We start from the raw sequence: 25,412 nt of genomic DNA, 5'->3' as shown, positions 1-25,412 counted from the left end.
CATGGACCCGTCAGGAAAGCTTCCAGCGGATTTCCAAATTAGCGAGAAAGCCTGTTCAGGTCAAATACCAGTGCAAAATGTGCTGATAAACGATAATTTTTAATTATACCTATGAAAGATAATGATTTTTTTAGAAAAACTATCTCGGGAAATGAATATGGCGTTTAATTGAAGTGTGAGCTGTATCACTATACAAAAGCGCGAGAACCCTTATCCGTGCTGCGTTATTTCTGCGTTGCAGCATATTATGCTGTATATGGCTACTTTTAGATTTCATGAAACTATTTTTAAGTATTGCTTCATCTTTTCATTAAGCGAGCATACGGGATAAGAAAAATTAATTAGCACCGACGTGAGTTTATTTTCACTAAAAGCGAATAAAAATGCATTTCGTTGGGGTGTGTGTGATTGATCGCGGTCATCGCGAAGGGGGCAAGAGAAAGGTAGTCTGCTGTTCCTCAAGGGAGCAGGTTAGAATATGCAATTGCAAAAATTAATCAATATGTTTGGCGGAAATCTTCAACGCCGCTATGGCGAGAAGATCCACAAGCTGACGCTGCATGGCGGGTTTAATTGCCCAAACCGTGATGGCACGCTGGGGCGGGGCGGTTGCACGTTCTGTAATGTGGCCTCGTTTGCCGATGAACAGATGCAGCAACGCAGCATCGCGCAGCAGCTGGAAACGCAGGCGGGAAAGGTAAATCGGGCCAAACGCTATCTGGCGTATTTTCAGGCTTATACCAGTACTTATGCCGAAGTTCAGGTTCTGGAAAGCATGTATCAGGAAGCGCTGAAGCAGGCCGAAATGGTGGGGCTGTGCGTGGGGACTCGCCCTGACTGCGTGCCTGATGCGGTGCTAGATTTGTTGTCCCGCTATCATGAGCAGGGTTACGAGGTCTGGCTGGAACTAGGGCTGCAAAGCGCGTGTGACAAAACGCTGCACCGAATTAATCGCGGACATGACTTCGCTTGCTATCAGGAAACCACCCGCCGTGCGCGTGAACGCGGTCTGAAAGTGTGTAGTCATCTGATTGTCGGTTTGCCGGGAGAAGACGCCCAGCGTTGCTTGTCGACGCTGGAACAGGTGGTCGAGACCGGCGTGGAGGGCATCAAGCTGCACCCTCTCCATATCGTGGAAGGCAGCACAATGGCGAAAGCCTGGCGAGCGGGAAGGCTGCCCGAGCTGGCGCTGGAGCGCTACGTGGAGACGGCGGGAGAAATGATTCGCCATACGCCGCCGGAGGTGATCTATCACCGCATTTCCGCCAGCGCTCGCCGTCCTACCCTTCTGGCGCCGCTGTGGTGTGAAAACCGCTGGACGGGCATGGTGGAGCTGGATCGCTACCTGCAAACGCATGGCGTACAGGGTTCCGCGCTGGGGACGCCCTATCGCTATGCTGATGTGTAATGTGCCACAGGGCATTGGTGGCTGATGCTGTGCCGTGAATCTGTGCGGCAGCACCGTATAAGCCGTCGTTTTACGTTATGATGCGCGGGTGGGTGACTAAGGGAAATCGCTATGAAGCAAATTCGTCTGTTGGCGCAGTACTATGTTGATTTGATGGTAAAACTGGGGCTTGTCCGTTTTTCACTGCTGCTGGCCTCGGTGTTGGTGCTGCTGGCGATGGTGGTGCAAATGGCCGTCACCCTGTTGCTCAGCGGGGAAGTCGAGAACATCGACGTCGTCCGTTCCATTTTCTTCGGGCTGTTGATTACGCCCTGGGCCGTTTATTTTCTCTCCGTGGTGGTGGAACAGCTCGAAGAGTCGCGCCAGCGGCTGTCGAAGCTGGTAGCGAAGCTGGAAGAAATGCGCCATCGGGATCTGGAGCTGAACGAGCAGCTTCAGGAGAACATCGCGCAGCTCAATCAGGAAATCGCCGACCGTATCAAAGCGGAAGACGCGCGTGCGTTGGTGATGAGCCGACTCAAAGAAGAGATGTCCCGCCGCGAACAGGCGCAGATTGAGCTGGAGCAACAGTCGGCGTTGTTGCGTTCGTTCCTCGATGCTTCACCGGATTTGGTTTACTACCGTAACGAAGATAAAGAGTTCTCCGGCTGCAACCGCGCGATGGAGCTGCTGGTGGGCAAAAGCCAGAAGCAACTCATTGGCCTGACGCCGCAGGATGTTTACTCCCCTGATATTGCCGAGAAAGTGATGGAGACGGACGAAAAAGTGTTCCGTCATAACGTTTCTCTGACCTATGAACAATGGCTGGTGTATCCCGATGGTCGTAAAGCCTGTTTTGAGCTGCGTAAGGTGCCGTTTTATGACCGGATGGGTAAACGTCACGGGCTGATGGGATTTGGACGCGATATAACGGAGCGTAAGCGTTACCAGGACGCGTTAGAGAACGCCAGTAGGGAGAAGACCACTTTTATCTCAACAATCAGCCACGAGCTTCGTACGCCGCTTAATGGCATTGTCGGGTTAAGTCGCATCCTGCTGGATACGCAACTTGACCCTGAACAGCAAAAATACCTGAAAACCATCCACGTCAGCGCGATTACGCTGGGCAATATCTTTAACGACGTGATTGAGATGGACAAACAGGAGCGCCGCAAGGTGCAACTGGATAACCAGCCGATCGATTTCACCGGCTTTCTGGTGGATCTGGAGAACCTCGGCGGCCTGCTGGCGGAACCGAAAGGCCTGAAGCTGATTATGGACCAGCATCAGCCTTTGCCGCAGAAAGTCATTACTGATGGAACGCGCCTGCGGCAGATTCTGTGGAACCTGCTTAGTAACGCGGTGAAATTCACGCCGAAGGGTGAGAACGGCAAAAAAGGCGAAATTGTGGTGCGCGTCTGGCATGAAAAAGGCGATCGTCTGCGCTTTGAAGTGGAAGATTCCGGGATGGGCATTCCGGCGGATGAGCTGGAAAAAATCTTCGCCATGTATTATCAGGTCAAAGACCAGCACGGCGGAAAGCCCGCAACGGGCACAGGAATCGGTCTGGCGGTGTCGAAGCGTCTGGCGCAGAACATGGGGGGCGATATCCAGGTTTCCAGCACGCAAGGCAAGGGTTCCTGCTTCACTCTGACGGTGACGGCACCGAGCGTCGATGAAGCGGGAAGCGGCCTGGACGACGATGATGATTTGCCGTTACCGGCGCTGCACGTCCTGCTGGTGGAAGATATCGAACTGAACGTGGTCGTCGCGCGTTCGGTGCTGGAAAAGTTGGGCAATAGCGTGGATGTCGCCATGACCGGACAGGAAGCGCTGGATATGTTCGACCCCGATGAGTTCGATCTGGTGCTGCTCGATATTCAATTGCCGGATATGACCGGACTGGACGTCGCGCGTCAGCTGCGTTCGCGCTATGGCAACCACAGCCTGCCACCGCTGGTGGCGCTGACGGCGAACGTGCTGAAAGATAAACGCGAATATCTGGATGCGGGTATGGATGACGTGCTCAGCAAACCGCTGTCGGTGCCGGCGCTGACGGCTGTCATCAAACAATTCTGGGATACTCACACCGTGTGGACGGAAGAACCGGTGGTCGAGGAGGGCCATGAAATGGCAAAAGCAGAAGAAGATCTACTGGATATTCCGATGCTGGAACAGTATCTGGATTTGGTGGGGCCGAAATTGATTCACCAGAGTCTGGAGATGTTTGAACAGATGATGCCGGGCTATCTGGCGATTCTGGATTCCAACATGACGGCGCGTGACCAGAAAGGCATTACGGAAGAAGGGCACAAAATCAAAGGAGCCGCGGGTTCCGTCGGGTTACGGCATCTGCAGCAAGTCTCTCAGCAGATTCAGACCTCATCGTTACCAGCATGGTGGGATAACGTGCAGGAATGGGTCGATGAACTTAAGCACGACTGGCGTCACGACGTTCAGGTACTGCGTGATTGGGTGGCAAAAGCAGAAAAAGAATCCTGATACGTTCTGTTGCGGCCACAGGGACGTGGCGAGTAAAACGGCTGAAAAATTTTTTTCGTCTCATGCGATATCATGCAAAAAAGCGGCAGATTGAGCAGGGTTTACGAGTAAAGAGGGACGGGAATGCGAGGTTTTGCACGTTTTCATACGGTAGAAAAAAATGACCCCGGCCGAAGCCGGGGTGCGCGAATTATGCGCCAACACCAGGGAAAACATGCACCTGCATTTAGATTTCAGGTTTTGTAAACTCGCAAGTGCGGATATTCGTGTCTTAACTTACTACCTAACTACTTTACATCTTCATCAAGCAACAAAATAGCAAATGTAGAAATCTTTGTTACAAGAATCATTAAAATGTGTGATGTAGATTAGTGTTTGTCAATTAAAAAATCAATTAGTTGATGTAATGAAATGAAGGAAAAGATGATGAAACGAGTCGGCATTGTCCTTAGTGGCTGTGGTGTTTATGACGGTTCCGAGATTCATGAAGCCGTGTTGACGTTACTTGCGCTGGATCGCGCGGGCGCACAAGCGGTTTGCTTTGCACCAGATAAGCCGCAATTACAGGTGGTTAATCACCTGACGGGTGACGTAACTGGTGAGAATCGCAACGTTTTAGCAGAATCGGCACGGATCGCCAGAGGAAAAATCCAGCCCCTTTCTACGGCGAATGCACAAGATTTAGATGCGCTGATTGTGCCGGGTGGTTTTGGCGCCGCGAAAAATTTAAGTGACTTTGCGACGCAGGGAACGTCATGTCAGATTGATGAAACACTGCAATTGCTCACACAGGAAATTTATAAGCAAAATAAACCAATTGGTTTTATTTGCATCTCACCTGCGCTGTTGCCGAAGATTTTGGGTGAATCTGTTCGCGTAACCATTGGTAACGATATTGACACCGCAGAGGCCGTGGAAGAGATGGGCGGTATCCATGTTGTTTGTCCGGTCGATGATATCGTAGTTGATGCGGAACATAAAATCGTGACGACACCTGCTTACATGCTGGCTAACTCCATCAGCGAAGCGGCAAAAGGCATTGATAAGCTCGTGGCCCGCGTTTTGGATCTCACCGAATGAGGTGGAACCGAGGGCGTGGAGGCTTACTAACGTGGCTGAAGCGCCTGATTGTTCGCAGTGTGTTGGTCGTCATCGGTGCGTGGCTGGCTGGCATCCTGCTGTTCTCTTTCCTGCCCGTACCGTTCTCCGCAGTGATGGTCGACAGGCAGATCAGCGCATGGCTGAAAGGCGAATTCTCCTATGTTGCCCATTCTGACTGGGTTTCGATGGAGAAAATTGCACCGGAAATGGCGCTGGCGGTGATAGCGGCGGAAGACCAAAAGTTCCCCGATCATTGGGGCTTCGATCTGGATGCGATCGGTCAGGCATTGAAGCACAACGAACGCAACACACAGCGGATTCGTGGTGCTTCTACGCTCTCGCAGCAGATGGTGAAAAACCTGTTCTTGTGGGACGGGCGTAGCTGGGTGCGTAAGGGTCTTGAAGCGGGAATTACCACCGGGGTCGAGCTGGTCTGGACAAAACGGCGGATTCTGACCGTGTATCTGAATATCGCCGAATTTGGCCCCGGTATCTTTGGCGTAGAGGCCGCTGCCAAACGTTATTTCAACAAGCCAGCCAGCAGGCTGACGGCAAGCGAATCCGCTTTGCTGGCGGCGGTGCTGCCGAACCCCATTCGCTTTCGCGCAAATGCGCCCTCCGGCTATGTTATTCAACGCCAGCAGTGGATTTTACGCCAGATGAGACAGATGGGCGGCGACGCGTTTTTGCGAGATAACAATCTGAATTAAACCGTATTGTTCGTTAGTATACCGATAAATTTTTGCGTTAACGGTCGTGTTTTCGACATCAGGAGAAAGTATGCGGTTACGTTATTGGTCAGGTTTACTGGTTGCATTGTGTTGTGTGGCTTCCGTTGCCCGTGCGGATGCGGAGCCTAAAACGTCACCCCCCGATAATCCCTACGCCTTCTTGCAGCAGCCCCAGCTATCTTCGGTAAAACGGCAGTTACAGCAGAAAACGGAAAAGCCACAGACGCGAATGGCGTACGAGCAGCTTATTTCGGAAGCCGATCGCGCGCTGAAAATGGATAACCCCAGTGTGACGGAAAAAAAATCTACTCCACCTAGCGGCTCAAAGCATGATTATTTGAGCCTCAGCGCCTACTGGTGGCCCGATCCCGACAAAGCTGATGGTTTGCCTTGGATTCGTCGTGATGGGCAGGTAAACCCTGCCAGCAAGGATGAAGAGACGGATGGCGTTAGGCTGGCAAAATTCACGGCCCAAACGCAGGCGTTGACGCTGGCGTGGTACTTCTCGGGCAAACAGGCTTATGCCGATAAGGCCATATCGATGATCCGTACCTGGTTTATCGACCCCGAGACGCGCATGAACCCTAATCTCGATTTCGCGCAAGGCGTGCCGGGCATCGCGCCGGGCAGAGGGTCGGGCGTGTTGGACGGACGCTATTTTTCCACCCGCATTGTCGATTCGCTGATTATGTTGCGTCACGCTCCGGGCTGGACGGCGCAGGATGAGCAGCAGATGCAGAAATGGATGAGCGATTATTTGCACTGGCTGCAAACCAGCAAACTGGGAAAAAAAGAGGCAACGGCGCAGAACAACCACGGTAGCTGGTATACCGTACAGGTGGCGGGGATTGCCTGGTATCTGGGCAAAATCGACGTGGTGAAATCCATGGCGCAATTGCAGCGGGAAAAGTTGGATCACCAGTTGCAACCGGATGGTTCTCAGCCGGAGGAACTGGCGCGCACGCGATCTTTCCATTACAGCTATTTCAACCTCCAGGCGATAACGGATATGGCTATTCTGGCGTCCCGCGTTGGGGAGAATATCTGGCAATACCAAACACCGAAGGGAAGCAGTGTGATAAAGGCGCTGGATTTTATGGCACCGTATCTGGATGAAAATAAGGCGTGGCCGCGCAAGACGATGGACAGACAAAGCAGCCGCCTTATTCCGCTGTTATTACAGGCGGAGCGAGGTGTAAAAGCGCCGCGTTATCAGACGCAAATCAAACAGGCGGGTTTTACGGAATTACTTACCGGGGCTGTAGGCAAACGGGATAAAGAACCGAGCCATATCAGCGTGGAAACCCGCCGTGCGCTCTGGCTGCTGAATCCGGCCACACCGTAATTCGGTTGTACCCTGATTCCATCGGGCGACGGTACGTGCCTGTCTATTCGAGATAAAAAAACCGCTGATGTTTTCATCAGCGGTTTTTACTTTTAAAAAGACAAACGAATTAAAGAGATAAAGCGTTATTGCAGGTAGGTGAAGGCCGTTGTTACGTGCTTCACGCCGCCAACTTTACTGGCGATTTCTGCGGCGGAGGTGCCTTCACGCTGTGTTACCAAGCCTAACAGGAAGACTTCGCCGTTTTCCGTGGTGACTTTTACGTTAGAAGATTTAACCGTGTCGCTTGCCAGAATCTGTGAGCGAACCTTGGTGGTGATCCAGGTATCCATGGAGGCGGTTCCCATTGAGACTGGAGTGCCTTGACGTATTTCGTTGTAGACTTCGACTGCACCTTCCACGCCGAGGGCGATTTGCTTAGCTCGGTTTGCCATTTCTGTGTTCGGGGCTTGCCCTGTTAACAAGACTTTCCCCTGATAAGCCGTCGCAATAATACGGGCTTCTTTTTTCAGCTGCTCGTCTTTGCTGATTGCATTCGTCACGCGGACTTCCAGTGTGCCATCGTCAACCTGCGTGCCAACAGTACGCGGATCTGTGGCTGTTTTGGTCGCCACGGCACTGCCAACAGCAACAACCCCGACACAGCCTTGTAGCAGCAGGGCGATAGACAGCACGGCAAATGCAGAACTTATCCTCATGTAGTGCTCCTTCAATCGTTCTGGTGTGGAAAAAGTGTGTTATCAATCAAGTCGCACAGGCAATTTACTGTCAGCATGTGCATTTCCTGAATACGGGCGCTGCGGTGTGACGGGATGCGAATCTCCACATCCTGTGGCCCGAGCAGCCCAGCCAGTTCTCCGCCATCGTAGCCAGTCAGGGCGACAATTGTCATGTCGCGAGTAACGGCAGACTCTACGGCTTTAACAATATCGCGGCTGTTGCCACGGGTTGAAATAGCCAGTAATACGTCGCCTGCCTGACCTAATGCTCTGACTTGTTTGGCATAGACCTCTTCATGCAAGCGGTCGTTTGCTATCGCAGTTAAGACCACATTATCCGCATTAAGTGCGATAGCCGGTAAGCTAGGGCGTTCCGCCTCGAAGCGGTTAATCATGCTGGCGGCAAAATGCTGCGCATTGGCGGCTGATGTTCCGTTGCCACAGCACAGAATCTTGTTGCCGTTCAGCAGGGACTGCACCATCGCAATCGCGCCACGGGAAATGGCGTCTGGCAAGGCTTCTGCCGCTGCAATCTGCGTTTGAATACTCTCGGTAAAACAAACTTTTATTCTATCCAGCACGTTGAGTTAACCTACGTAAATTGAAGTCCATTAAAGATGAATTATCCCTGTGCGGCAAAGGCGTTCGGGAGCCAATCGAACCGATCGCCCGTAATTGCCAGCACGTCAAAACGGCAGTCTACCGTGTCAAAACTGGCGCCTCGCTGCGCCAACCACACGGCAGCGGTATGCAGCAATCGCTGCTGTTTGCGTCGGGTGACGCTGGCTGCCGCATCGCCAAAATGAGCGTTGCGCCGATAGCGCACTTCAACAAACACCCAGATATGACGGTCACGCATAATTAAATCCAGCTCACCGCCGCGTAGCGTAACATTTGCGGCGGTGAAGGTCAGACCCGCGCGTTCAAGATAACGCCGGGCCTGTTGTTCATAAACTGCGCCAGCGGCCCGCTGGTTCAGAGAACGGGCACCAACTGGCCCTGACGATATTGCTGCCAGGTTAACTGCCGATTGATGGTGCAATCCGGCCCTGAGCTTAGCATCCCCGTTGCGCCGGGAATCTGGTGACCCGGAATCTGGCGCATTTCACCAAAGTGGCTGGCGAGCGTCCAGGCATCCATCCCCATGGCATACAGGCGGACTAACGAGTAATCGTTTTTAAACTGGCTGCTGACCTGCTGCATCAGTGCCGGGTTCGCGCCTGCTAACAGCGGGATATCGCTGAACTGCAAACCTTCCATTTCGAGGCGGAAGTCAGGACCTAATCCAGCCTGGAAGCTACGTGAGCTGGCATAAAGCGCTGGACGTGCGCGTGAGGTGGTACGCATATCGATCATCGGCTTAATCAGTGCCAGCTCGTCTGGCGTTGCGATGATGTAGACCGCATCGATATTGCCACTAACGGATGAACTGACCGTCGGTTGGACCTGTGACGGAATGGTTAAGCCCCCGATGGTGGTACCCGGCTGCGCCTGCTGTTGCGACACGCTAACCGGCTGGCCGCTCAGGCTTAAGCCTGCGCCGCTATTGATAGCCTGTTTTAACTCCGCGGTGTTGCCAAAGCGCTGTTGCAGAGGGCTGGTGCCGCTTTGCTGGTTCCAGGCCTGAGCAAATGCGTTGACGATTCGATCGCCCAGCGCACCGCGAGGGGCCAAGACCAGCGGCTGCTGTTTACCCTGCTGATGGATGAATTTTGCGGCGTCTCTGGCTTCATCTTCCGGAGAGAGCGCGAAATAGCAGATGTTAGGGCTATTTTCGACGTGTTCCGGCTGGTTCAATGCCAAAATATTCAGCGGTGATTGGCTGTTTGCCAACTGATCCACTTCATTTTTCAGCAGAGGACCGATGACCAGCGATGCGCCATCTTGCTGTGCCTGTGTGAGAATATTCGCCAGCGGCTGTGAAGAGGTGTCATACACTTTAACCGGGAGCGAGCTGGACAGCCCAGCGCTCGTTGCCTGTGGTTCCGGTGCGGGTGCCGGAGAGGCTGCCGCCTGATTGCTGTATGGCGCGGGCGATTGGGTATTCTGACCGTCGGATGATGGGACTACCTGTCCGTCCTGCGCAGCGTCCGCTGAAGGTGCAGTAGGCGCAGATACGGGGGCGGTGGCTATCTGACCGTTCTTGGCCGCGTTAAAGCCTTGCTGAATGGCATTAGCGAAAACCTGCGCCTGACCGTTAAGTGGTAACAGCAGCGCGATGCTGTTCACCGATGACTGCTGGTAGTTGAGTACCTGATTCAACTGCGTAGGCAGCGTTTTCGCTGCAGGGTGATGTGGGTAGCGCGTTTGCCAGTCCTGAATCGCACTCTTCAACTGATCGGGGGAAGTCCGGTTGTCCTGATAGTTATTGAGCAGATCGACCCAGCCTTGCAGCACATTTTCATTCGCATTAATCAACAGCGAGCTGGATTCCTGCGGTGACATTTGCGTCAACATCAGCCAGGTCTGATCGAGATTGATCTGATGTTCGTCGCCTTTCAGCAGCGGCTCCTGAGCGATATAGGCCCGCAGCAGCTCAATGGAAGGACGCCCTTGTGCTGTCTTGATCTGTGCCTGGTAATAACGCTGTTTCTGCTGATCGGAAAGCGCGCCCACATCAAGCTGGCTCAGCGCTGCCTTGGCGGCATCCATGTTGTTTTGGACGACGGACAGTTCTGCGCTAAGTAGCTGCTGTTCTTGTTTTTGCGCCGCGCTCAATTTTTCTGGCAGCGCGTTGAACTGCTGGCTTGCCTGAGGGGCTTTCCCTTCCTGTAATAGGGAACGAATAGCAAGTAATTGCCAGTCAGCCTTGTTATTATCGCTACTTTGCTGCATCTGTTGCAGATAATAATCGGATGAGCCGTCGGCTTTGCCCTGAACCTCGGGTGGTGGGCTCTGCGGGGCGTGACTTGGACAGCCTGCGAGAAACAGTGCCGCTAACAAAACAGGGATAACTCGCCCTGCCTGGGTACGGACGAAATGAAAGGGAAGCATACTGTATCCAGTGATTTTTTTTAAAGATGCTCAATATTAAATCGGCAACCCGGATGAAACAATGAATCAAGACCAACAAGCAGACATTTCTGCATCTACCCTCTACATTGTCCCCACGCCAATCGGCAATCTGGGCGACATCACGCAGCGTGCGCTGGCGGTATTGGCGAGCGTTGATTTGATCGCCGCAGAGGATACCCGCCATACCGGTCTGCTGTTACAACATTTTGCGATTAATGCGCGGCTGTTCGCATTACACGATCACAACGAACAACAAAAAGCGGATGTGCTACTGGCTAAATTGCAGTCAGGGCAAAGCATCGCGCTGGTTTCAGATGCAGGTACGCCGCTGATTAACGACCCCGGTTACCATTTGGTTCGGCGCTGCCGTGAAGCTGGCGTTCGCGTGGTGCCGCTGCCGGGCGCGTGCGCGGCGATAACGGCGCTCTCCGCGTCCGGTCTGGCGTCTGACCGCTTTTGCTATGAAGGTTTCCTGCCTGCCAAGACCAAGGCGCGTAAAGATACGCTACGCGATTTGGGGGAAGAACCTCGTACGCTGATTTTCTACGAATCCACACATCGCCTTTTGGACAGCCTGCAAGATATCCGCGAAGTGCTGGGGGCCGAGCGCTATGTCGTATTAGCGCGTGAAATCACCAAAACCTGGGAGTCGATTCACGGCGCGCCTGTGGGCGACTTGTTGGCCTGGGTGAAAGAGGATGAGAATCGTCGCAAAGGGGAAATGGTGCTGATTGTGGAAGGGTTCCAGGCTGATGACAGCGCACTGTCGGCGGAAGCGCTGCGCACGTTGACGTTATTACGCGCCGAGCTGCCGTTGAAGAAAGCGGCGGCGCTGGCGGCGGAGATTCACGGTGTGAAGAAAAACGCGCTTTACCGCTATGGGCTGGAGCAAGAAGGCGATAGCGGTGAATCGGGGGATGACAAGTAGGGCAATTTGCCCTATCATCCGCGCCGGAGTTGACCAGACAGTCGCCGCTTCACTGCCGTCCCTTTCGGGGGAGACAGGTGGAGGGGAGGAAAGTCCGGGCTCCATAGGGCAGGGTGCCAGGTAACGCCTGGGAGGCGCAAGCCTACGACTAGTGCAACAGAGAGCAAACCGCCGATGGCCCACGCGAGTGGGATCAGGTAAGGGTGAAAGGGTGCGGTAAGAGCGCACCGCGCGACTGGCAACAGTTCGTGGCACGGTAAACTCCACCCGGAGCAAGGCCAAATAGGGGTTCACATGGTACGGCCCGTACTGAACCCGGGTAGGCTGCTTGAGCCAGTGAGTGATTGCTGGCCTAGATGAATGACTGTCCACGACAGAACCCGGCTTAACGGTCAACTCCCTTCATCATAAAACCCCGCTTCGGCGGGGTTTTGCTTTATGGGGATGAGGCTCTTTGCCATTAGCGGAGATACAGAGTAAAGGGCAGATAAAGGTATCTGAAAAAGCACCTTATAAAAGACACTGCTTACTGCGTAAATCCCTTATGTTTGCTGGATTGAATCCTATCAATGGCTTGATCATTTTTGAGTAATGACGTAGATTTAGCCAACAGTTGGCGAACACGTGAACAATTTTTTTACACCTACGACGCATACTCGTAGCCTCTAAATCTTCCTGAGAGGAAGGTCGCTGAGCTCGCTCTATGAGCACTCAGCTAAGGTGGACACATGCACGACGCTCTTATCTCAGAACGTTCAGTTACGACGATCAAAAACAGTACAAGCATGATTGCAACGTTGCCGCTGCATCATAGTTCTGATTCGCTTGAGATTCGTCATCTGAACAAAAGTGGCGCGCTCAAGCATCAGCTTTTCATCATCACTATGAAGAGTGATGTTGATAACGCTAAGTACACCATTAAGCCATTTGCAGAGCTTAAAGTGTTTAATGATAGCCTGCGATTCGTTGTTCAGCCGGAAAAACAGTACCCTGAAATTGTAGACACCGAACAGGAAGTGTTTCCAGAGATTGAACGTAGCATTGTTATGTTTTTGAAGAAAAATTATAGTGTTAATGTTAATCTAGTGCGCAATAAATCCGCATCGGAGAGGCGTGTAGCTAACCAATGGCACCATCGTTAATCGACAGCTATTCAAAAGAGCTCGACAAATTTCCTGACTGTGATTCTAAAACTTTGATTCGAGAGGGCTATATCATAGCCCCTCGCACTTTTTCATTTATACGCCTTTCTGAATACCAACTGACTGGTCTTAATGCACCACCGTATTGTCTCGTAGCCACCGAAGTTGGTTGTGGTACAGAAGGGTGGTTTGAATTGCATAGCCAAGAACTTTCTTCTGAAGGCCAAAGTGAGCAAGAAATCATTGAAAAGTTGCTTACTTCCGGTATGGAAAATGAAGAGCACGATACTGTGATAGCGAGATTTGCTTACCGACCTTACCGTTTTTTGGCCCAAAATGGTGAACAAGTTGGTATGCAAATTAAAGGTGCGTTTGTTCATTCCGATTTAGAGCAATTCGGGCTTGCCAGAACCGTCTATGGTTTTTTGCTGAACTGGTATGATCATATTGTCTGTGATAACAAACAGACTGTTTACGGTGCGAGAATATGGGCAAGGGGTATGCTGGCCGTTGGTCGTGTTCAGATTTATGATGCAAATCTGCCAGGCTTTGTAGATGTGCTTGCAGAAGGTGGTATTGGGTATGGTCGATTCAAACCTTGGGACGGTTTAAATCTCAGTCAGGCTCAACTCTCAGATTGGGGAGATAACCATCTGAATGTCGAGTCTTGTACGCAGATCGTTAATATCATATCGGCATGTGACAAAAAGTGTGTGATAGGCAAAATCACTTATGTGCGAGAGCCTGAAAGGACACGGATGGTCGTCATCCGTTGAAATTAAAAACCGCCGATTTGGCAGGAGGTTTCTCCCTTGTCCTGCCATGTATGTAATACCTTTCAAATTAATTGATGTTCTTCATCACATAACTCTGACTTTTTCTGTGTCATAAAGCGCGTAAAGTAAGGCCATCGCGTGCGGCTGCACGCTCGCTGACATCTTTCAGAGGATATGACTATGAACAACACTTCCCGGATGCCTGCACTGTTCCTCGGCCACGGTAGCCCGATGAACGTGTTGGAAAACAATGTGTATACGCAGGCGTGGCAAACGTTGGGTGAGACGCTGCCGCGCCCGAAAGCGATTATTGCCGTTTCTGCCCACTGGTATACCCGTGGCACCGCCGTAACGGCGATGGAAAACCCACGCACCATCCATGATTTTGGCGGTTTCCCGCAGGCGCTGTTTGATACCCAGTATCCAGCACCGGGTTCGCCTGAATTGGCGGCGAGAATCCAGCAGGTGCTGGCGCCGTATCCCGTGACGGCCGATCAGAGCCAATGGGGTTTGGATCACGGTTCTTGGGGCGTGCTGATCAAGATGTATCCCGATGCGGATATTCCCGTTGTGCAACTGAGCGTAGACGGCACACAGCCTGCTGCGTACCACTACGAATTAGGGCGCAAGCTGGCGGCACTGCGTGATGAAGGCTTCATGATTGTCGCCAGTGGTAACGTCGTGCATAACCTGCGGATGGTGAAATGGGATGGTGATGCGGAGCCGTATCCGTGGGCAATCTCGTTCAATCAATTTGTGCGTGATAACCTGACTTATCAGGGTAATGACCATCCGCTGGTTAATTTCATGCAGCATGAAGGTGCCGCATTATCTAACCCGACGCCCGATCACTATTTCCCGCTGCTCTATGTGCTGGGAAGCTGGGACGGTAAAGAGGCGATCGGCATTCCGGTCGATGGGCTTGAAATGGGATCGTTGAGTATGCTGTCGGTGCAGGTGGGATAATCCGCTTTTGGCGTCAGTAATGAATAAGGCACGGTGAAAACCGTGCCTTATTAGTTTCAATTGTTCTGCTTAATCCAGAATGGTGTGCGGATAGAAACGCGAGAGATCCTGAGTGATCAGGGCGCGATCTTCACGTACGCCGATACCGCAAGGTTGATCGTTTACCAGCCAGCTACCAATCAGCGTGTAGCTATCGCCAAATTTCGGCAAAGGGTGATATTGCTGGACGATCATGCCTTCTTCGCCGTAAGGGCCATCGGCTGACGCAATCTCTTTTCCATTTTCGATAATTTGGATGTTTGCCCCTTCGCGTGAAAACAGCGGCTTAGTGACATAGCTGTCCAGCTTGGGATGTTCATCTTCCGCAAAGTAGGCAGGAAGCAGATTGGGGTGATTCGGGAACATTTCCCACAGCATCGGCAGCAGCGCTTTATTGGAAATGATGCTTTTCCAGGCGGGCTCCAGCCAGCGCACGCCAGCATCTTCCAGTTTGGTGGAAAACATCTCGCGCAGCATGAATTCCCACGGATACAGCTTGAACAGATTACCAATCACCTGATTTTCAGGATCGGTAAACTGGCCTTTCTCACCGAGGCCGATTTCCTCAATGTACAGAAACTCGCTCGGCAGACCTGCCTCCAGCGCACAATCCTGAAGGTATTGCACCGTGCCGCGATCTTCTTCCGTATCCTGACAGCAGGCGAAGTGCAGCAGGCCGAAGCCATGATTCAGCTTTAACTCTTCAAAGCGTTCGATCAGCTTTTCCTGAATGCTGTTGTACTGGTCAGAATTCTGCGGCAGATTCCCAGCGTTGATTTGATCTTCCAGCCAAAGCCATTGGAAAAAGGCGGCTTCGTACAGCGACGTTGGCGTATCCGCATTATTTTCGAGCAGCTTGGCTGGAGACTTGCCGTCATACGCCAGATCGAGGCGTGAATACAGCGAAGGCTGATTGGTACGCCATGAGTGTCTGACGAACTCCCAGGTGTGTTTGGGAATACGGAACTTGGCGAGCAGCGCGTCGCTATTGATGACTTTTTCCACCACTTGCAGGCACATCTGGTGCAGTTCCGCCGTGGTTTCTTCCAGCTCTTCGATCTGAGCAAGGGTGAACTGGTAGTAAGCCTCTTCACTCCAGTAGGGCTCGCCGTACATAGTGTGGAAACGAAAACCAAACTCGGTCGCTTTTTCCTGCCAGTCAGGACGCGCTGTAATATCTATCCGCTTCATTCAATACGTCCTCAGCCGCCCATACTGCGGGAAGAGCTGGAACTTGAGCTGGCGCTGCTGCGCTGCATGCTGTTTTGTTTCGCGACGGTTTCACCAAAGCCACCACGCGTGATGGTGGAGGTCGTTGCAGGCTTCGGCGCCAGTGCGGTTTTTGGCACGGTCATCGTACGGCCTGTTGTCGCGTTGCCGTAGTTTTTACCCGCAGCATCAACGAACTGACCATTGGCTGGGCTGGCTGGCGTTTTTGGGCTAAATAGCGGCTGTTGTGCGAAACCAGCACCACCACCCATCATGCGGCCCATCATGTAGCCAGCCATCAATGGCATCCATGACATACCGCCGCCCTGCTGGGATTCTGCGGCCATACCAGCCTGTGCTGGGGCAGGTGTTTGAGTACACTGCGCTTCGCCGAATTCTGCTACGCAGTCTTCTTTCGTTGCGTATTTGGGTGCCGTTTTTTCCGCTTCTTTTAACGCATTATTGTACGCGGTGGTGCACTGGGCTGCCATTGACGGGTTAGCTGACGAACAGTCATCTGCATTCTGATAGAGAGAGACGGTTTCATCGGTTTGTTCACAGCCCGCGAGGAAAAATACGGCGCTGACGGCCAAAGCGACAGGTGCCAGACGGTGCGTTCGCCACTCCTTGCGGAACATTTCCTGATTAATATTTTTTGTACGTTTCATCGTGTTTATCCCAGAGCAAAGCATCACGGCTAATAACCAATAAGTGTGCCTAAGAATAGGGGAACGCTGCTTGAATTTAAAGCGGCAATAGGTGTAACGGAGGGGGTCTTTACGTTGCTATACATTCTGTTGTGCAACGTTTCGCTTTATGGTGAGAGAAGATGGCTCCCGCCTTCTGATACCACGACGTTATTCTGCTGGAAAGGTGTGGGGATGAAAAAGGGGAACCGTAGTTCCCCTCTGTATCGGTAAACGCTGCTAGCCGATTAACGCTGTGCCGAGGCGGTGGTTGCCTGCGGAGCGCTGTTGTCCGTTACGGTTGGTGTGGTGGAAACCGGCTGACCCAGTGATGCGTTCAGCGCTTGTAGATCGGCTTCATTCAGCGTGCCCTGCGCGGATTTGATGTTTAACTGATTGATCAGGTAATCATAACGTGCGCTGGAGAGTTGCTGTTTCGCGTTATACAGCGTGGTGGTGGCATCCAGAACGTCAACGATGGTACGTGTTCCTACCTGATAACCCGCTTCCATTGCATCCAGAGAGCTTTGTGCAGATACTTCAGCCTGCTTGTAAGCGTTGATGCTGCTGATGGAGGCAGAAATATTGTTAAACGATGAACGTACGGTCTGGATAACAGAACGGTGTGCGCTTTCCAGCAGTTCACTTGAGCTAACATAGCTGTGCTGTGCTTGTTTCACCTGTGAGTTGGTCGCGCCGCCGCTATAAAGTGGCAGAGTGAAGTTAATGCCAACTCGGTGTTGCCCTGCGTCGGTATCATTGAAGTTGCCGCTATTCGTGCGGGAACCAGAATAACGAGTATCGCTGACCCCTGTAGACGCGGTGAGATCCAGCGTTGGCATGTAGCCTGTTTCGGCGGAGCGAATCTGCTCACGCGCCAAATCCTGGCTCAAACGTGCGGACAACAGGTTCAGGTTGCGGTTTTCCGCTTCTTTCAGCAGGTTGTTAACGGCCTCAGGCTTCTGCGTAGAGAAACGCTCGATATTCAGGCCGGCCAACTGCGGGTAGAAATTACCGGTAATCTGGCGCAATGATTCCAACGCGTTATCCAGCGTATTACGCGTCAACACTTCATTGGCCAACACGCTGTCATACTGGGCACGAGCGTTCTGGACGTCGGTAATGGCAACCAGACCCACGTTGAAACGCTGTGTCGTTTGGTCTAACTGGCGATAAATCGCCTGCTTCTGCGCATTGATGTAGGACAGTGAGTCAATCGCACGCAGAACGTTGAAATAGGCGGTCGCCGTGTTCAGCATCAGGTTTTGCTGGGCTGTCTGATAGGTGACGTCTTCAATACCCGCCTGTTTTTCCTGCAACGTCAGGGCGCGCCATTTGGACATGTCGAACAGCGTCTGGGTTAACTGCAATGTTGCGCTTTTCTCGTTGTTGTTGACGCCATTGCTGTCACGGTAACCTTTGTTATAGGTATAACCGGCGTTGATTCCCAACTGCGGCAGTAACGGGCTACGTGATTCGTTAATCTTTTCAAACGCGGCGTCGCGGGTTGCCGCAGCGCTGCGTAAATCAGGGTTGGTGCTTTTTGCCTGCTGGTAGACCTGTAACAGGTTTTCCGCCTGACTCATGGCGCTAAAACCGCCCAGGCTCAGACCAATCAGAAGAGGGAGCAATTTCTTCATTTGCATTCCTTGTTGTGCAGCAATCTCGCTATGGTAGCGCTGTCTGTAGACGAATAATTGTCGATTCTATCAGAATCTGCCAATAGGATAAGGTAGCTGAACGTGCCATCTTTCAGCGGAAGATGTCCAAATGGTCAGGTAAATTGACCTCTTGGATGATCCAGTGCGACGTTTTGCTGTTCAGTAAGGTACCGAAACGTGATGCGATGGATGGGAATTCCCTTCACTTCGCCAACGTCACGCCTAATAAACGTTCAAAAACAATGATGAGTATAATGACAGCGGATTCCGCCATACAATACCGGATTCCATTAATACTTGTTACAGGAGTGCAGCCATGTCGTCTTCCGCATCCGGTCCGGTTACTTTCACCAAAGATGATGTAGAAATTATTGCACGCGAAACGCTGTACGACGGTTTTTTTTCTCTGGAGCGTTACCGCTTCCGCCATCGCCTGTTTAATGGCGGCATGAGCGGTGAAGTCAGTCGTGAGATCCTGGAGCGCGGCCATGCCGTGGTGTTGTTGCCTTACGATCCAGTGCGTGATGAAGTGGTATTAATAGAACAGATTCGGATTGCTGCCTATGACACCAGTGCGTCTCCCTGGCTGTTTGAGCTGGTGGCTGGCATGATTGAACCAGGAGAAAGCCACGAAGAGGTGGCGCGGCGCGAAGCACAGGAAGAAGCCGGATTAAGGGTTGGCCGTTGCCGACCGATAATCAACTATCTCGCCAGCCCCGGCGGCACCAGCGAACGTCTGGCGGTGATGGTGGGTGAAGTGGATACCAGAACGGCGCAAGGCATTCACGGCCTGGCGGACGAGAATGAAGATATTCGTGTACATGTCGTGAGTCGTGAACAAAGTTATCAATGGGTTGAAGAAGGCATCGTTGATAACGCCGCGTCTGTCATTGCCTTGCAATGGTTGGCGTTGCACCATGAAGAACTGAAACGCGCGTGGGTGGATTGAATTTATGAAACGTTATACTCCGGATTTCCCGGCCATGATGAGGCTATGTGAAACCAACTTCATGCAATTACGGCGTTTGCTGCCAAAAATTGATGAAGTCGGTGAAATCGCGGTTTATCACGCCAATAATGCGGTCTATCAACTGACGATTCTTGAGTCTACCCGCTATACCTCATTGGTCGAAATCAAGCAGACAGCGCCCACTGTCAGCTACTGGAGCCTGCCAATGATGAGCGTTAGGCTGTATCATGATGCACTGGTTGCGGAAGTGTGTGCCAGCCAGCAGATCTTTCGCTTCAAAGCACGTTATGATTATCCTAATAAGAAGTTACATCAACGTGACGAAAAGCATCAAATTAATCAGTTTCTTGCTGATTGGCTAAAGTATTGTTTGGCGTATGGTTCGATGTCGATACCGGTTTTCGATACCCAATAGATTTCAAGGCGCAGGACGGCGACAGTCGGGCCATCAAGGGAAGCTAACGTATTCTGCAATTTGAGAGATGACGGGTAGAGACAGATTTACGTAACCAAGGACACCATTTGGAAAGCCTGTTGACACTGCCTGTGGCGAGTGGCGCCAGAGTCAGGATTTTACAAATAACGGATACCCATCTTTTTGCGGGCGAGCATGAAACCTTGCTGGGTATCAACACCTATCGTAGCTATCACGCTGTGCTGAATGCCATCAGGGCTCGGCAGGATGCGTTTGATTTAATCGTGGCGACGGGCGATTTGGCGCAGGATCACACGCTGGAGGCCTATCATCACTTCTCGCGCGGCATTGCGCAGATCCCTGCACCTTGCGTATGGCTTCCCGGTAACCATGATTTCCAACCGGCGATGGTTGATGCATTGGCTGAGGCCGGTATCGCGCCATCTAAGCATGTGCTGCTGGGTGACAAGTGGCAGATTATTTTGTTGGATAGTCAGGTGTTTGGCGTCCCGCATGGTGAGCTGAGCGAATACCAGCTTGAATGGCTGGAGCGCAGCCTGAAAAGTCAGCCTGACCGCTTTACGCTGTTACTGCTACACCATCATCCGCATCCTTCCGGCTGTACCTGGCTCGATCAGCACAGCTTGCGTAATGCACATAGCCTGTCTGCGGTGCTGGATCGCTATCCGCAGGTGAACACCGTGCTGTGTGGACATATTCATCAGGAGATGGATTTTGACTGGCATGGCCGCCGCTTGCTGGCTACGCCGTCGACCTGCGTGCAGTTTAAACCGCATTGTACTAACTTCACGATTGATGACGTAGCGCCGGGTTGGCGCTATCTGGATCTGCTGCCGGATGGTCGCCTGGAAACCGAGGTCTATCGTCTGTCGGGCAGCGAATTCCTGCCTGACATGGATTCGGACGGTTACTAATGCCCACGCTTCTTTATCTGCACGGCTTCAACAGTACGCCACAGTCGGCGAAAGCGACCGCGCTGAAAGCGTGGCTGGCGGAGCAGCATCCTGAGATTGACATGGTGATTCCACAGCTTCCGCCTTATCCGGCGGAGGCCGCCGAGATGATGGAATCGTTGATTATGGAGCGTGCTGGTCGCCCGGTAGGTATTGTTGGTTCTTCCCTCGGTGGTTATTATGCCACCTGGTTATCCCAGTGTTTTATGCTGCCTGCCGTAGTGGTGAATCCTGCGGTGAGGCCGTTTGAGCTATTGCTGGACCATCTGGGCGAATACCAGAACCCCTACACCGGTGAACAATATGTGCTAGAGTCTCGGCACGTTTACGATCTGAAGGTCATGCAGGTTGACCGACTGGAATCGCCGGATTTGCTCTGGCTGCTGTTGCAGACGGGGGATGAGGTTCTGGATTATCGTCAGGCAGTCGCGTATTACACGGCCTGCCGTCAAACTGTGGAGTCAGGGGGCAATCATGCCTTTGTCGGATTTGAGCACTTTTTCACGCCGATTGTGAATTTCTTAGGGCTCACGACAGACTGAATCGCCACCTATGCATTATGGATTGAAAAACGACTCGCGAAGGTGCGGCTCGTTAAACCCCATTCACTGAACTCAAAGAATTAACGCAAACTATGGCTCAATCAAGTTATAACGCTGATGCGATTGAAGTACTCAGCGGACTGGAACCGGTGCGCCGTCGTCCGGGAATGTACACCGATACCACGCGTCCTAACCATCTGGGGCAAGAGGTCATAGACAACAGCGTTGACGAAGCGCTGGCGGGTCATGCGCGCCGTATTGATGTGATTCTGCACGCCGATCAGTCGCTGGAAGTGATTGACGATGGCCGTGGGATGCCGGTGGACATTCACCCGGAAGAGGGTGTGCCTGCCGTTGAGCTGATTCTGTGTCGTCTGCACGCAGGCGGTAAATTTTCCGGTAAAAACTACCAGTTCTCGGGTGGCTTGCACGGCGTAGGGATTTCCGTGGTGAACGCCCTGTCTACCCGTGTTGAAGTCACTGTTAAACGCGACGGTCAGGTGTATGACATCGCGTTTGCCAACGGCGATAAAGTGCAGGATCTCACCGTAACGGGCACCTGTGGGCGTCGTAACACCGGGACGCGCGTGCATTTCTGGCCGGATGAGACGTTCTTTGACAGTGCCCGCTTTTCCGTCTCCCGTTTGACGCATCTGCTGAAGGCCAAAGCGGTCTTATGCCCCGGTGTGGAAATCATCTTTAAAGACAAAGTTAATAATACCGAGCAGCGTTGGTGCTATCAGGATGGTCTGAACGACTACCTGTGTGAAGCGGTGAATGGCCTGATCACGCTGCCGGAAAAACCGTTTCTGGGGTCGATTGCTGGCGAGACCGAAGCCGTAGACTGGGCGCTGCTCTGGCTACCGGAAGGCGGTGAACTGCTGACGGAAAGCTACGTTAACCTGATTCCGACGCCAATGGGCGGGACACACGTTAACGGCCTGCGTCAGGGGCTGCTGGATGCGATGCGTGAATTCTGTGAGTTCCGCAATATTCTGCCGCGCGGCGTGAAGCTGAGCGCAGACGATATCTGGGAACGCTGTGCTTACGTGCTGTCAGTCAAAATGCAGGAACCGCAGTTTGCCGGGCAGACCAAAGAACGTCTTTCTTCTCGTCAATGCGCCGCGTTTGTGTCCGGCGTCGTGAAAGACGCGTTCAGCCTGTGGCTGAACCAGAACGTGCAGGCGGCGGAACAGTTGGCCGAGCTGGCGATTTCCAGCGCGCAGCGCCGTATGCGTGCCGCCAAGAAAGTGGTGCGTAAAAAGCTGACCAGCGGGCCTGCGCTGCCGGGCAAACTGGCCGATTGTACCTCACAGGATCTCAGCCGAACCGAGCTGTTTCTGGTGGAAGGGGATTCGGCGGGCGGATCGGCGAAGCAGGCGCGCGAGCGTGAATTCCAGGCGATCATGCCGCTGAAAGGTAAGATCCTGAATACTTGGGAAGTCTCCTCCGATGAGGTTCTGGCGTCACAGGAAGTGCACGATATTTCGGTGGCGATCGGCATCGATCCTGACAGCGACGATCTCAGCCAACTGCGTTACGGTAAGATCTGTATTCTGGCGGATGCGGATTCCGATGGCCTGCACATCGCGACGCTGTTGTGTGCGCTGTTTGTTCGCCATTTCCGGGCGCTGGTTCAGGGTGGTCACGTTTATGTCGCGATGCCGCCGTTGTACCGCATCGATCTGGGCAAAGAGGTGTACTACGCGCTGGACGAAGAGGAAAAAGCGGGCGTGCTGGAACAGCTTAAGCGCAAGAAAGGCAAGCCGAACGTTCAGCGCTTTAAAGGATTGGGCGAAATGAACCCGCTACAGCTGCGCGAAACCACACTGGATCCGAATACGCGCCGTCTGGTGCAGTTGACCATCAAAGAAGACGACATCGATCAGACGATGGCGATGATGGATATGCTGCTGGCGAAGAAACGTTCGGAAGATCGCCGCAACTGGCTGCAAGAGAAAGGTGACAAGGCGGAGATCGAGGTCTAACCGTCACACGATTCACCGTACGCTCAGAAGCGATTCGTTAATCCGTATTATTGCCTGTTTTCGAGATGTTCACTCGAACTGTGGAAACAGGCACATTTCTCTGCTTTATCCTGATTCCGCCAGTAACCTAACCTGATAACCCAGCAACGGAAAAGCGCTGTCTCAATCAGCGTATTCAGCACAGGGAGAAACCATGCAATACACCACACTCGGCAACAGCGACCTCACCGTTTCCCGAATATGTATGGGCTGTATGGGGTTCGGTGACGCATCTACAGGGCAACATAGCTGGACGCTCGGAGAAGCGGAGAGTCGTGAGATCATTCGTTATGGTCTGGAAAATGGCATCAACTTTTATGACACCGCCATCGCCTATCAACGCGGTTCCAGCGAGCGCTATGTCGGCAAGGCCTTGCGCGATATGGCGAAACGCGATGATGTAGTGGTCGCCACCAAGTTCCTGCCGCGCACTCAGCAACAGATTTCAGACGGGATCAGCGGGCAGCAGGCTATCGCACAGTCGCTCGACCAAAGCCTGCAAAACCTCGGGATGGATTATGTCGATCTCTACATCTGCCATATTTGGGATTACAACACGCCGATCCTGGATGTGCTCGATGCGCTGCATTATGCGGTGAAAGTGGGAAAAGTGCGCGCCATTGGAATTTCCAACTGCTACGCGTGGCAACTGGCGAAGGCAAATGCGATAGCGGAACGTGAAAACCTGACGCCATTCGTCTCAGTACAAAGCCATTACAACCTGATTATGCGCGAAGATGAACGCGAGCTATTCGGTTTATGCGCTGAAGACAATATCGCGCTGACGCCTTACAGCGCGTTGGCAAGCGGGCGTCTGTCGCGTCTGGAGGGAGTAGAGTCCCTGCGTTTAAAGGAGGATGCCTACGCCAAAGGGAAATACGATACAACGGCCGATCAGGATCGAATCATCATCGACCGCGTGGCTGAACTGGCCGCCCGACGCCGCGTTTCAATGACCGAAATTTCACTGGCGTGGCTGCTCACCAAAGTTACCGCCCCTGTGGTCGGGGCAACGAAGAAACACCATATCGACGGCGCGGTGAAAGCGGTGAATTTGACGCTGAGCGACGATGAAATTTGTTATCTGGAAGAAGGCTACCAGCCACATAGACTGGTCGGCGTCATGGTGCAGAATATCCCGCAGGCGAAGACCAAAAAGCAGGCGTGAACACGTTGATGTGTCATTGCCTAAAACATTTCTCGGCGCTTTTCATCCCTGCGGGGCGAATAAGTTGCTTCGGCAGAGCGGTGTTTCACGTGGCAGCCATTTACAGGTGACTGCGGTATGATGCGAGCACACGATACCATTTGGTGAATACCGAATCGACGGCAGGTTTACGCGCTTATGAAAGTCACGCTTGAGGAACTTCAGGCTTTTGTGGTGGTGATCGACACCGGTTCGATCACGGCGGCAGCGGAACAGCTGGGGCAAACCACGTCGGGCATCAGCCGGGCGCTGCGGCGTCTGGAGGACAAGCTGGGGACGACCTTGCTGCACCGTACCACGCGACGCCTCTCGCTGTCCGAAGAAGGCACGATGTTTCTTGAACACGCCCGTGATGTGATTCACGCTGTGGAACACGCTGAAGAGCAGGTACTGCTGCGCCACGAGCAACCGAGCGGACGGCTGCGGGTCAATTCGGGATCGGCATTTATGCAGCATGTGATTGTGCCGCTGGTGCCGGAATTTCGCCGCCGCTATCCCAAGATCGTTCTTGAACTCAACGCTGACGATTTCATTATTGATTTGCTTGAACAGCATACCGATATCGCCATTCGCATCGGCACGCTCAAAGATTCCACCATTCATGCCCGGCTGCTCGGTGCAAGCAAGCTGCGTATTGTCGCTAGTCCTGAATATCTACAGCAAAATGGTACGCCCAAGACGGTCGAGTCGTTGGCCGATCATCTTTGTCTGGGGTTTACCCAGTCGGAGTCGCTGAATCACTGGCCGCTACGGCACGGGCTTCAGGACTTCTATACCATCAAGCCAGTACTATCAGCCTCAAACGGTGAGATCTTGCGTCAACTTGCGTTGCAAGGCGAAGGGATTATGCGTATGTCTACCTTCCTGATCCGGGATGATTTGGCGGCGGGGAGGCTGGTACCGATCCTCACCGAGGAGACGCTGGACGCCAGCCTGCCGGTTTACGCGGTGTATTATCGCAATAGCCAATTGGCGGCGCGCATTACCTGTTTTCTGGATTTCATGAGCGAGAAGCTCACGGAAAACCCGCTGTGAGGCGTGGCCCACAGCGGTAGAGAAGTGAGCCTAAT

Annotated in this window: 23 protein-coding genes and 1 other RNA gene; 17 read left to right on the top strand and 7 right to left on the bottom strand. The window is 52.8% G+C overall.

The features are described from left to right. Window positions 1-478: 478 nt before the first annotated feature. The 5 genes from WCT94_RS03615 to WCT94_RS03595 all read left to right on the top strand — a co-directional run bounded on the left by WCT94_RS03615 (window position 479) and on the right by WCT94_RS03595 (window position 7,066). Window positions 479-1,408 carry a TIGR01212 family radical SAM protein gene (locus WCT94_RS03615; RefSeq protein WP_336868019.1) on the top strand — a complete coding sequence of 310 codons (930 nt, stop codon included), beginning with the start codon at window positions 479-481 and terminating at the stop codon, window positions 1,406-1,408. Window positions 1,409-1,519: 111 nt separating this feature from the next. Continuing rightward, a complete protein-coding gene (arcB, locus tag WCT94_RS03610; RefSeq protein ID WP_336868018.1) occupies window positions 1,520-3,889 on the top strand; it encodes an aerobic respiration two-component sensor histidine kinase ArcB in 2,370 nt (789 codons plus the stop codon). A 426-nt stretch (window positions 3,890-4,315) separates the two neighbouring features. Then, entirely contained in the window at window positions 4,316-4,969 is a 654-nt protein-coding gene (elbB, locus tag WCT94_RS03605) for an isoprenoid biosynthesis glyoxalase ElbB (protein ID WP_336868086.1), read from the top strand. Next, a complete protein-coding gene (gene mtgA / locus WCT94_RS03600) occupies window positions 4,966-5,700 on the top strand; it encodes a monofunctional biosynthetic peptidoglycan transglycosylase (RefSeq protein WP_336868017.1) in 735 nt (244 codons plus the stop codon). Before elbB ends, mtgA begins: the two co-directional genes overlap by 4 nt. Window positions 5,701-5,770: 70 nt before the next feature. Further along, window positions 5,771-7,066: an alginate lyase family protein gene (locus WCT94_RS03595; protein ID WP_336868015.1), complete on the top strand. Its 1,296-nt coding sequence runs from the start codon at window positions 5,771-5,773 to the stop codon at window positions 7,064-7,066. A 125-nt stretch (window positions 7,067-7,191) separates the two neighbouring features. Here WCT94_RS03595 and dolP read toward each other — a convergent pair whose 3' ends face one another. Genes dolP through WCT94_RS03575 form a run of 4 tightly spaced genes read right to left on the bottom strand, consistent with a single transcriptional unit; the run spans window position 7,192 to window position 10,779 of the window. Further along, window positions 7,192-7,764 carry a division/outer membrane stress-associated lipid-binding lipoprotein gene (gene dolP / locus WCT94_RS03590; protein ID WP_336868013.1) on the bottom strand — a complete coding sequence of 191 codons (573 nt, stop codon included), beginning with the start codon at window positions 7,762-7,764 and terminating at the stop codon, window positions 7,192-7,194. An 11-nt stretch (window positions 7,765-7,775) separates the two neighbouring features. Beyond that, entirely contained in the window at window positions 7,776-8,366 is a 591-nt protein-coding gene (gene diaA, locus WCT94_RS03585; RefSeq protein WP_012773024.1) for a DnaA initiator-associating protein DiaA, read from the bottom strand. Between the two features lie 41 nt (window positions 8,367-8,407). Continuing rightward, on the bottom strand, window positions 8,408-8,764 hold the full coding sequence (locus WCT94_RS03580) for a YraN family protein (RefSeq protein WP_256554951.1): 357 nt from the start codon (window positions 8,762-8,764) through the stop codon (window positions 8,408-8,410). Next, on the bottom strand, window positions 8,761-10,779 hold the full coding sequence (locus WCT94_RS03575; protein WP_336868012.1) for a penicillin-binding protein activator: 2,019 nt from the start codon (window positions 10,777-10,779) through the stop codon (window positions 8,761-8,763). Before WCT94_RS03575 ends, WCT94_RS03580 begins: the two co-directional genes overlap by 4 nt. 61 nt (window positions 10,780-10,840) lie before the next feature. Between WCT94_RS03575 and rsmI the strand changes: the two genes are divergently transcribed. The 5 genes from rsmI (at window position 10,841) to ygiD (ending at window position 14,612) form a co-directional block, all read left to right on the top strand. Then, entirely contained in the window at window positions 10,841-11,728 is an 888-nt protein-coding gene (gene rsmI / locus WCT94_RS03570) for a 16S rRNA (cytidine(1402)-2'-O)-methyltransferase (protein ID WP_336868011.1), read from the top strand. Window positions 11,729-11,753: 25 nt separating this feature from the next. After that, an RNA gene (rnpB, locus tag WCT94_RS03565) (RNase P RNA component class A) lies at window positions 11,754-12,132 on the top strand. A gap of 324 nt (window positions 12,133-12,456) precedes the next feature. Next, window positions 12,457-12,870, top strand: a complete 414-nt coding sequence (locus tag WCT94_RS03560) for a hypothetical protein (RefSeq protein WP_336868009.1) — start codon at window positions 12,457-12,459, stop codon at window positions 12,868-12,870. Further along, window positions 12,855-13,646 (top strand): hypothetical protein, encoded by a 792-nt coding sequence (locus WCT94_RS03555; protein WP_336868008.1) that lies wholly within the window; start codon window positions 12,855-12,857, stop codon window positions 13,644-13,646. The genes WCT94_RS03560 and WCT94_RS03555 overlap by 16 nt, the downstream gene beginning before the upstream one ends. A gap of 180 nt (window positions 13,647-13,826) precedes the next feature. After that, window positions 13,827-14,612 carry a 4,5-DOPA dioxygenase extradiol gene (ygiD, locus tag WCT94_RS03550; protein ID WP_336868007.1) on the top strand — a complete coding sequence of 262 codons (786 nt, stop codon included), beginning with the start codon at window positions 13,827-13,829 and terminating at the stop codon, window positions 14,610-14,612. A 69-nt stretch (window positions 14,613-14,681) separates the two neighbouring features. On the opposite strand, the gene WCT94_RS03545 is transcribed toward ygiD, so the two are convergent. From WCT94_RS03545 to tolC, 3 genes are all read right to left on the bottom strand, one after another. Beyond that, entirely contained in the window at window positions 14,682-15,842 is a 1,161-nt protein-coding gene (locus WCT94_RS03545) for a glutathionylspermidine synthase family protein (RefSeq protein ID WP_336868005.1), read from the bottom strand. A gap of 11 nt (window positions 15,843-15,853) precedes the next feature. Beyond that, complete coding sequence (locus WCT94_RS03540; protein WP_129702548.1) at window positions 15,854-16,528, bottom strand: DUF1190 family protein; 675 nt, start codon at window positions 16,526-16,528, stop codon at window positions 15,854-15,856. Between the two features lie 266 nt (window positions 16,529-16,794). Next, window positions 16,795-18,186, bottom strand: a complete 1,392-nt coding sequence (gene tolC / locus WCT94_RS03535; RefSeq protein WP_336868003.1) for an outer membrane channel protein TolC — start codon at window positions 18,184-18,186, stop codon at window positions 16,795-16,797. 337 nt (window positions 18,187-18,523) lie between these two features. Between tolC and nudF the strand changes: the two genes are divergently transcribed. The 7 genes from nudF to WCT94_RS03500 all read left to right on the top strand — a co-directional run bounded on the left by nudF (window position 18,524) and on the right by WCT94_RS03500 (window position 25,377). Further along, window positions 18,524-19,156: an ADP-ribose diphosphatase gene (nudF, locus tag WCT94_RS03530; RefSeq protein ID WP_336868001.1), complete on the top strand. Its 633-nt coding sequence runs from the start codon at window positions 18,524-18,526 to the stop codon at window positions 19,154-19,156. Between the two features lie 4 nt (window positions 19,157-19,160). After that, window positions 19,161-19,592, top strand: a complete 432-nt coding sequence (locus WCT94_RS03525) for a DUF1249 family protein (protein ID WP_336867999.1) — start codon at window positions 19,161-19,163, stop codon at window positions 19,590-19,592. Between the two features lie 107 nt (window positions 19,593-19,699). Then, window positions 19,700-20,527: a 3',5'-cyclic-AMP phosphodiesterase gene (gene cpdA, locus WCT94_RS03520; RefSeq protein WP_336867998.1), complete on the top strand. Its 828-nt coding sequence runs from the start codon at window positions 19,700-19,702 to the stop codon at window positions 20,525-20,527. Beyond that, window positions 20,527-21,108, top strand: coding sequence for an esterase YqiA (gene yqiA / locus WCT94_RS03515; RefSeq protein WP_319848712.1), 582 nt, complete (start codon window positions 20,527-20,529; stop codon window positions 21,106-21,108). Before cpdA ends, yqiA begins: the two co-directional genes overlap by 1 nt. A 92-nt stretch (window positions 21,109-21,200) precedes the next feature. Then, window positions 21,201-23,096 carry a DNA topoisomerase IV subunit B gene (parE, locus tag WCT94_RS03510; protein WP_256542518.1) on the top strand — a complete coding sequence of 632 codons (1,896 nt, stop codon included), beginning with the start codon at window positions 21,201-21,203 and terminating at the stop codon, window positions 23,094-23,096. Between the two features lie 193 nt (window positions 23,097-23,289). Beyond that, window positions 23,290-24,303 (top strand): aldo/keto reductase, encoded by a 1,014-nt coding sequence (locus tag WCT94_RS03505; protein WP_336867996.1) that lies wholly within the window; start codon window positions 23,290-23,292, stop codon window positions 24,301-24,303. A 177-nt stretch (window positions 24,304-24,480) separates the two neighbouring features. After that, entirely contained in the window at window positions 24,481-25,377 is an 897-nt protein-coding gene (locus tag WCT94_RS03500; RefSeq protein ID WP_336867994.1) for a LysR family transcriptional regulator, read from the top strand. Window positions 25,378-25,412: the final 35 nt, after the last annotated feature.

The sequence above is a fragment of the Pectobacterium sp. 1950-15 genome, from assembly GCF_037136835.1.
GTDB lineage: Bacteria > Pseudomonadota > Gammaproteobacteria > Enterobacterales > Enterobacteriaceae > Pectobacterium.
This window is presented reverse-complemented; position numbering and strand designations above follow the sequence as displayed.

What these genes read in the sequence shown, in the direction of transcription:
- WCT94_RS03615 (WP_336868019.1), top strand. Translation starts at nt 479, where the DNA reads ATGCAATTGCAAAAATTAATCAATATGTTTGGCGGAAATCTTCAACGC.
- arcB (WP_336868018.1), top strand. Translation starts at nt 1,520, where the DNA reads ATGAAGCAAATTCGTCTGTTGGCGCAGTACTATGTTGATTTGATGGTA.
- elbB (WP_336868086.1), top strand. Translation starts at nt 4,316, where the DNA reads ATGAAACGAGTCGGCATTGTCCTTAGTGGCTGTGGTGTTTATGACGGT.
- mtgA (WP_336868017.1), top strand. Translation starts at nt 4,966, where the DNA reads ATGAGGTGGAACCGAGGGCGTGGAGGCTTACTAACGTGGCTGAAGCGC.
- WCT94_RS03595 (WP_336868015.1), top strand. Translation starts at nt 5,771, where the DNA reads ATGCGGTTACGTTATTGGTCAGGTTTACTGGTTGCATTGTGTTGTGTG.
- dolP (WP_336868013.1), bottom strand. Translation starts at nt 7,764, where the DNA reads ATGAGGATAAGTTCTGCATTTGCCGTGCTGTCTATCGCCCTGCTGCTA.
- WCT94_RS03575 (WP_336868012.1), bottom strand. Translation starts at nt 10,779, where the DNA reads ATGCTTCCCTTTCATTTCGTCCGTACCCAGGCAGGGCGAGTTATCCCT.
- rsmI (WP_336868011.1), top strand. Translation starts at nt 10,841, where the DNA reads ATGAATCAAGACCAACAAGCAGACATTTCTGCATCTACCCTCTACATT.
- WCT94_RS03560 (WP_336868009.1), top strand. Translation starts at nt 12,457, where the DNA reads ATGCACGACGCTCTTATCTCAGAACGTTCAGTTACGACGATCAAAAAC.
- WCT94_RS03555 (WP_336868008.1), top strand. Translation starts at nt 12,855, where the DNA reads ATGGCACCATCGTTAATCGACAGCTATTCAAAAGAGCTCGACAAATTT.
- ygiD (WP_336868007.1), top strand. Translation starts at nt 13,827, where the DNA reads ATGAACAACACTTCCCGGATGCCTGCACTGTTCCTCGGCCACGGTAGC.
- WCT94_RS03545 (WP_336868005.1), bottom strand. Translation starts at nt 15,842, where the DNA reads ATGAAGCGGATAGATATTACAGCGCGTCCTGACTGGCAGGAAAAAGCG.
- WCT94_RS03540 (WP_129702548.1), bottom strand. Translation starts at nt 16,528, where the DNA reads ATGAAACGTACAAAAAATATTAATCAGGAAATGTTCCGCAAGGAGTGG.
- tolC (WP_336868003.1), bottom strand. Translation starts at nt 18,186, where the DNA reads ATGAAGAAATTGCTCCCTCTTCTGATTGGTCTGAGCCTGGGCGGTTTT.
- nudF (WP_336868001.1), top strand. Translation starts at nt 18,524, where the DNA reads ATGTCGTCTTCCGCATCCGGTCCGGTTACTTTCACCAAAGATGATGTA.
- WCT94_RS03525 (WP_336867999.1), top strand. Translation starts at nt 19,161, where the DNA reads ATGAAACGTTATACTCCGGATTTCCCGGCCATGATGAGGCTATGTGAA.
- yqiA (WP_319848712.1), top strand. Translation starts at nt 20,527, where the DNA reads ATGCCCACGCTTCTTTATCTGCACGGCTTCAACAGTACGCCACAGTCG.
- parE (WP_256542518.1), top strand. Translation starts at nt 21,201, where the DNA reads ATGGCTCAATCAAGTTATAACGCTGATGCGATTGAAGTACTCAGCGGA.
- WCT94_RS03505 (WP_336867996.1), top strand. Translation starts at nt 23,290, where the DNA reads ATGCAATACACCACACTCGGCAACAGCGACCTCACCGTTTCCCGAATA.
- WCT94_RS03500 (WP_336867994.1), top strand. Translation starts at nt 24,481, where the DNA reads ATGAAAGTCACGCTTGAGGAACTTCAGGCTTTTGTGGTGGTGATCGAC.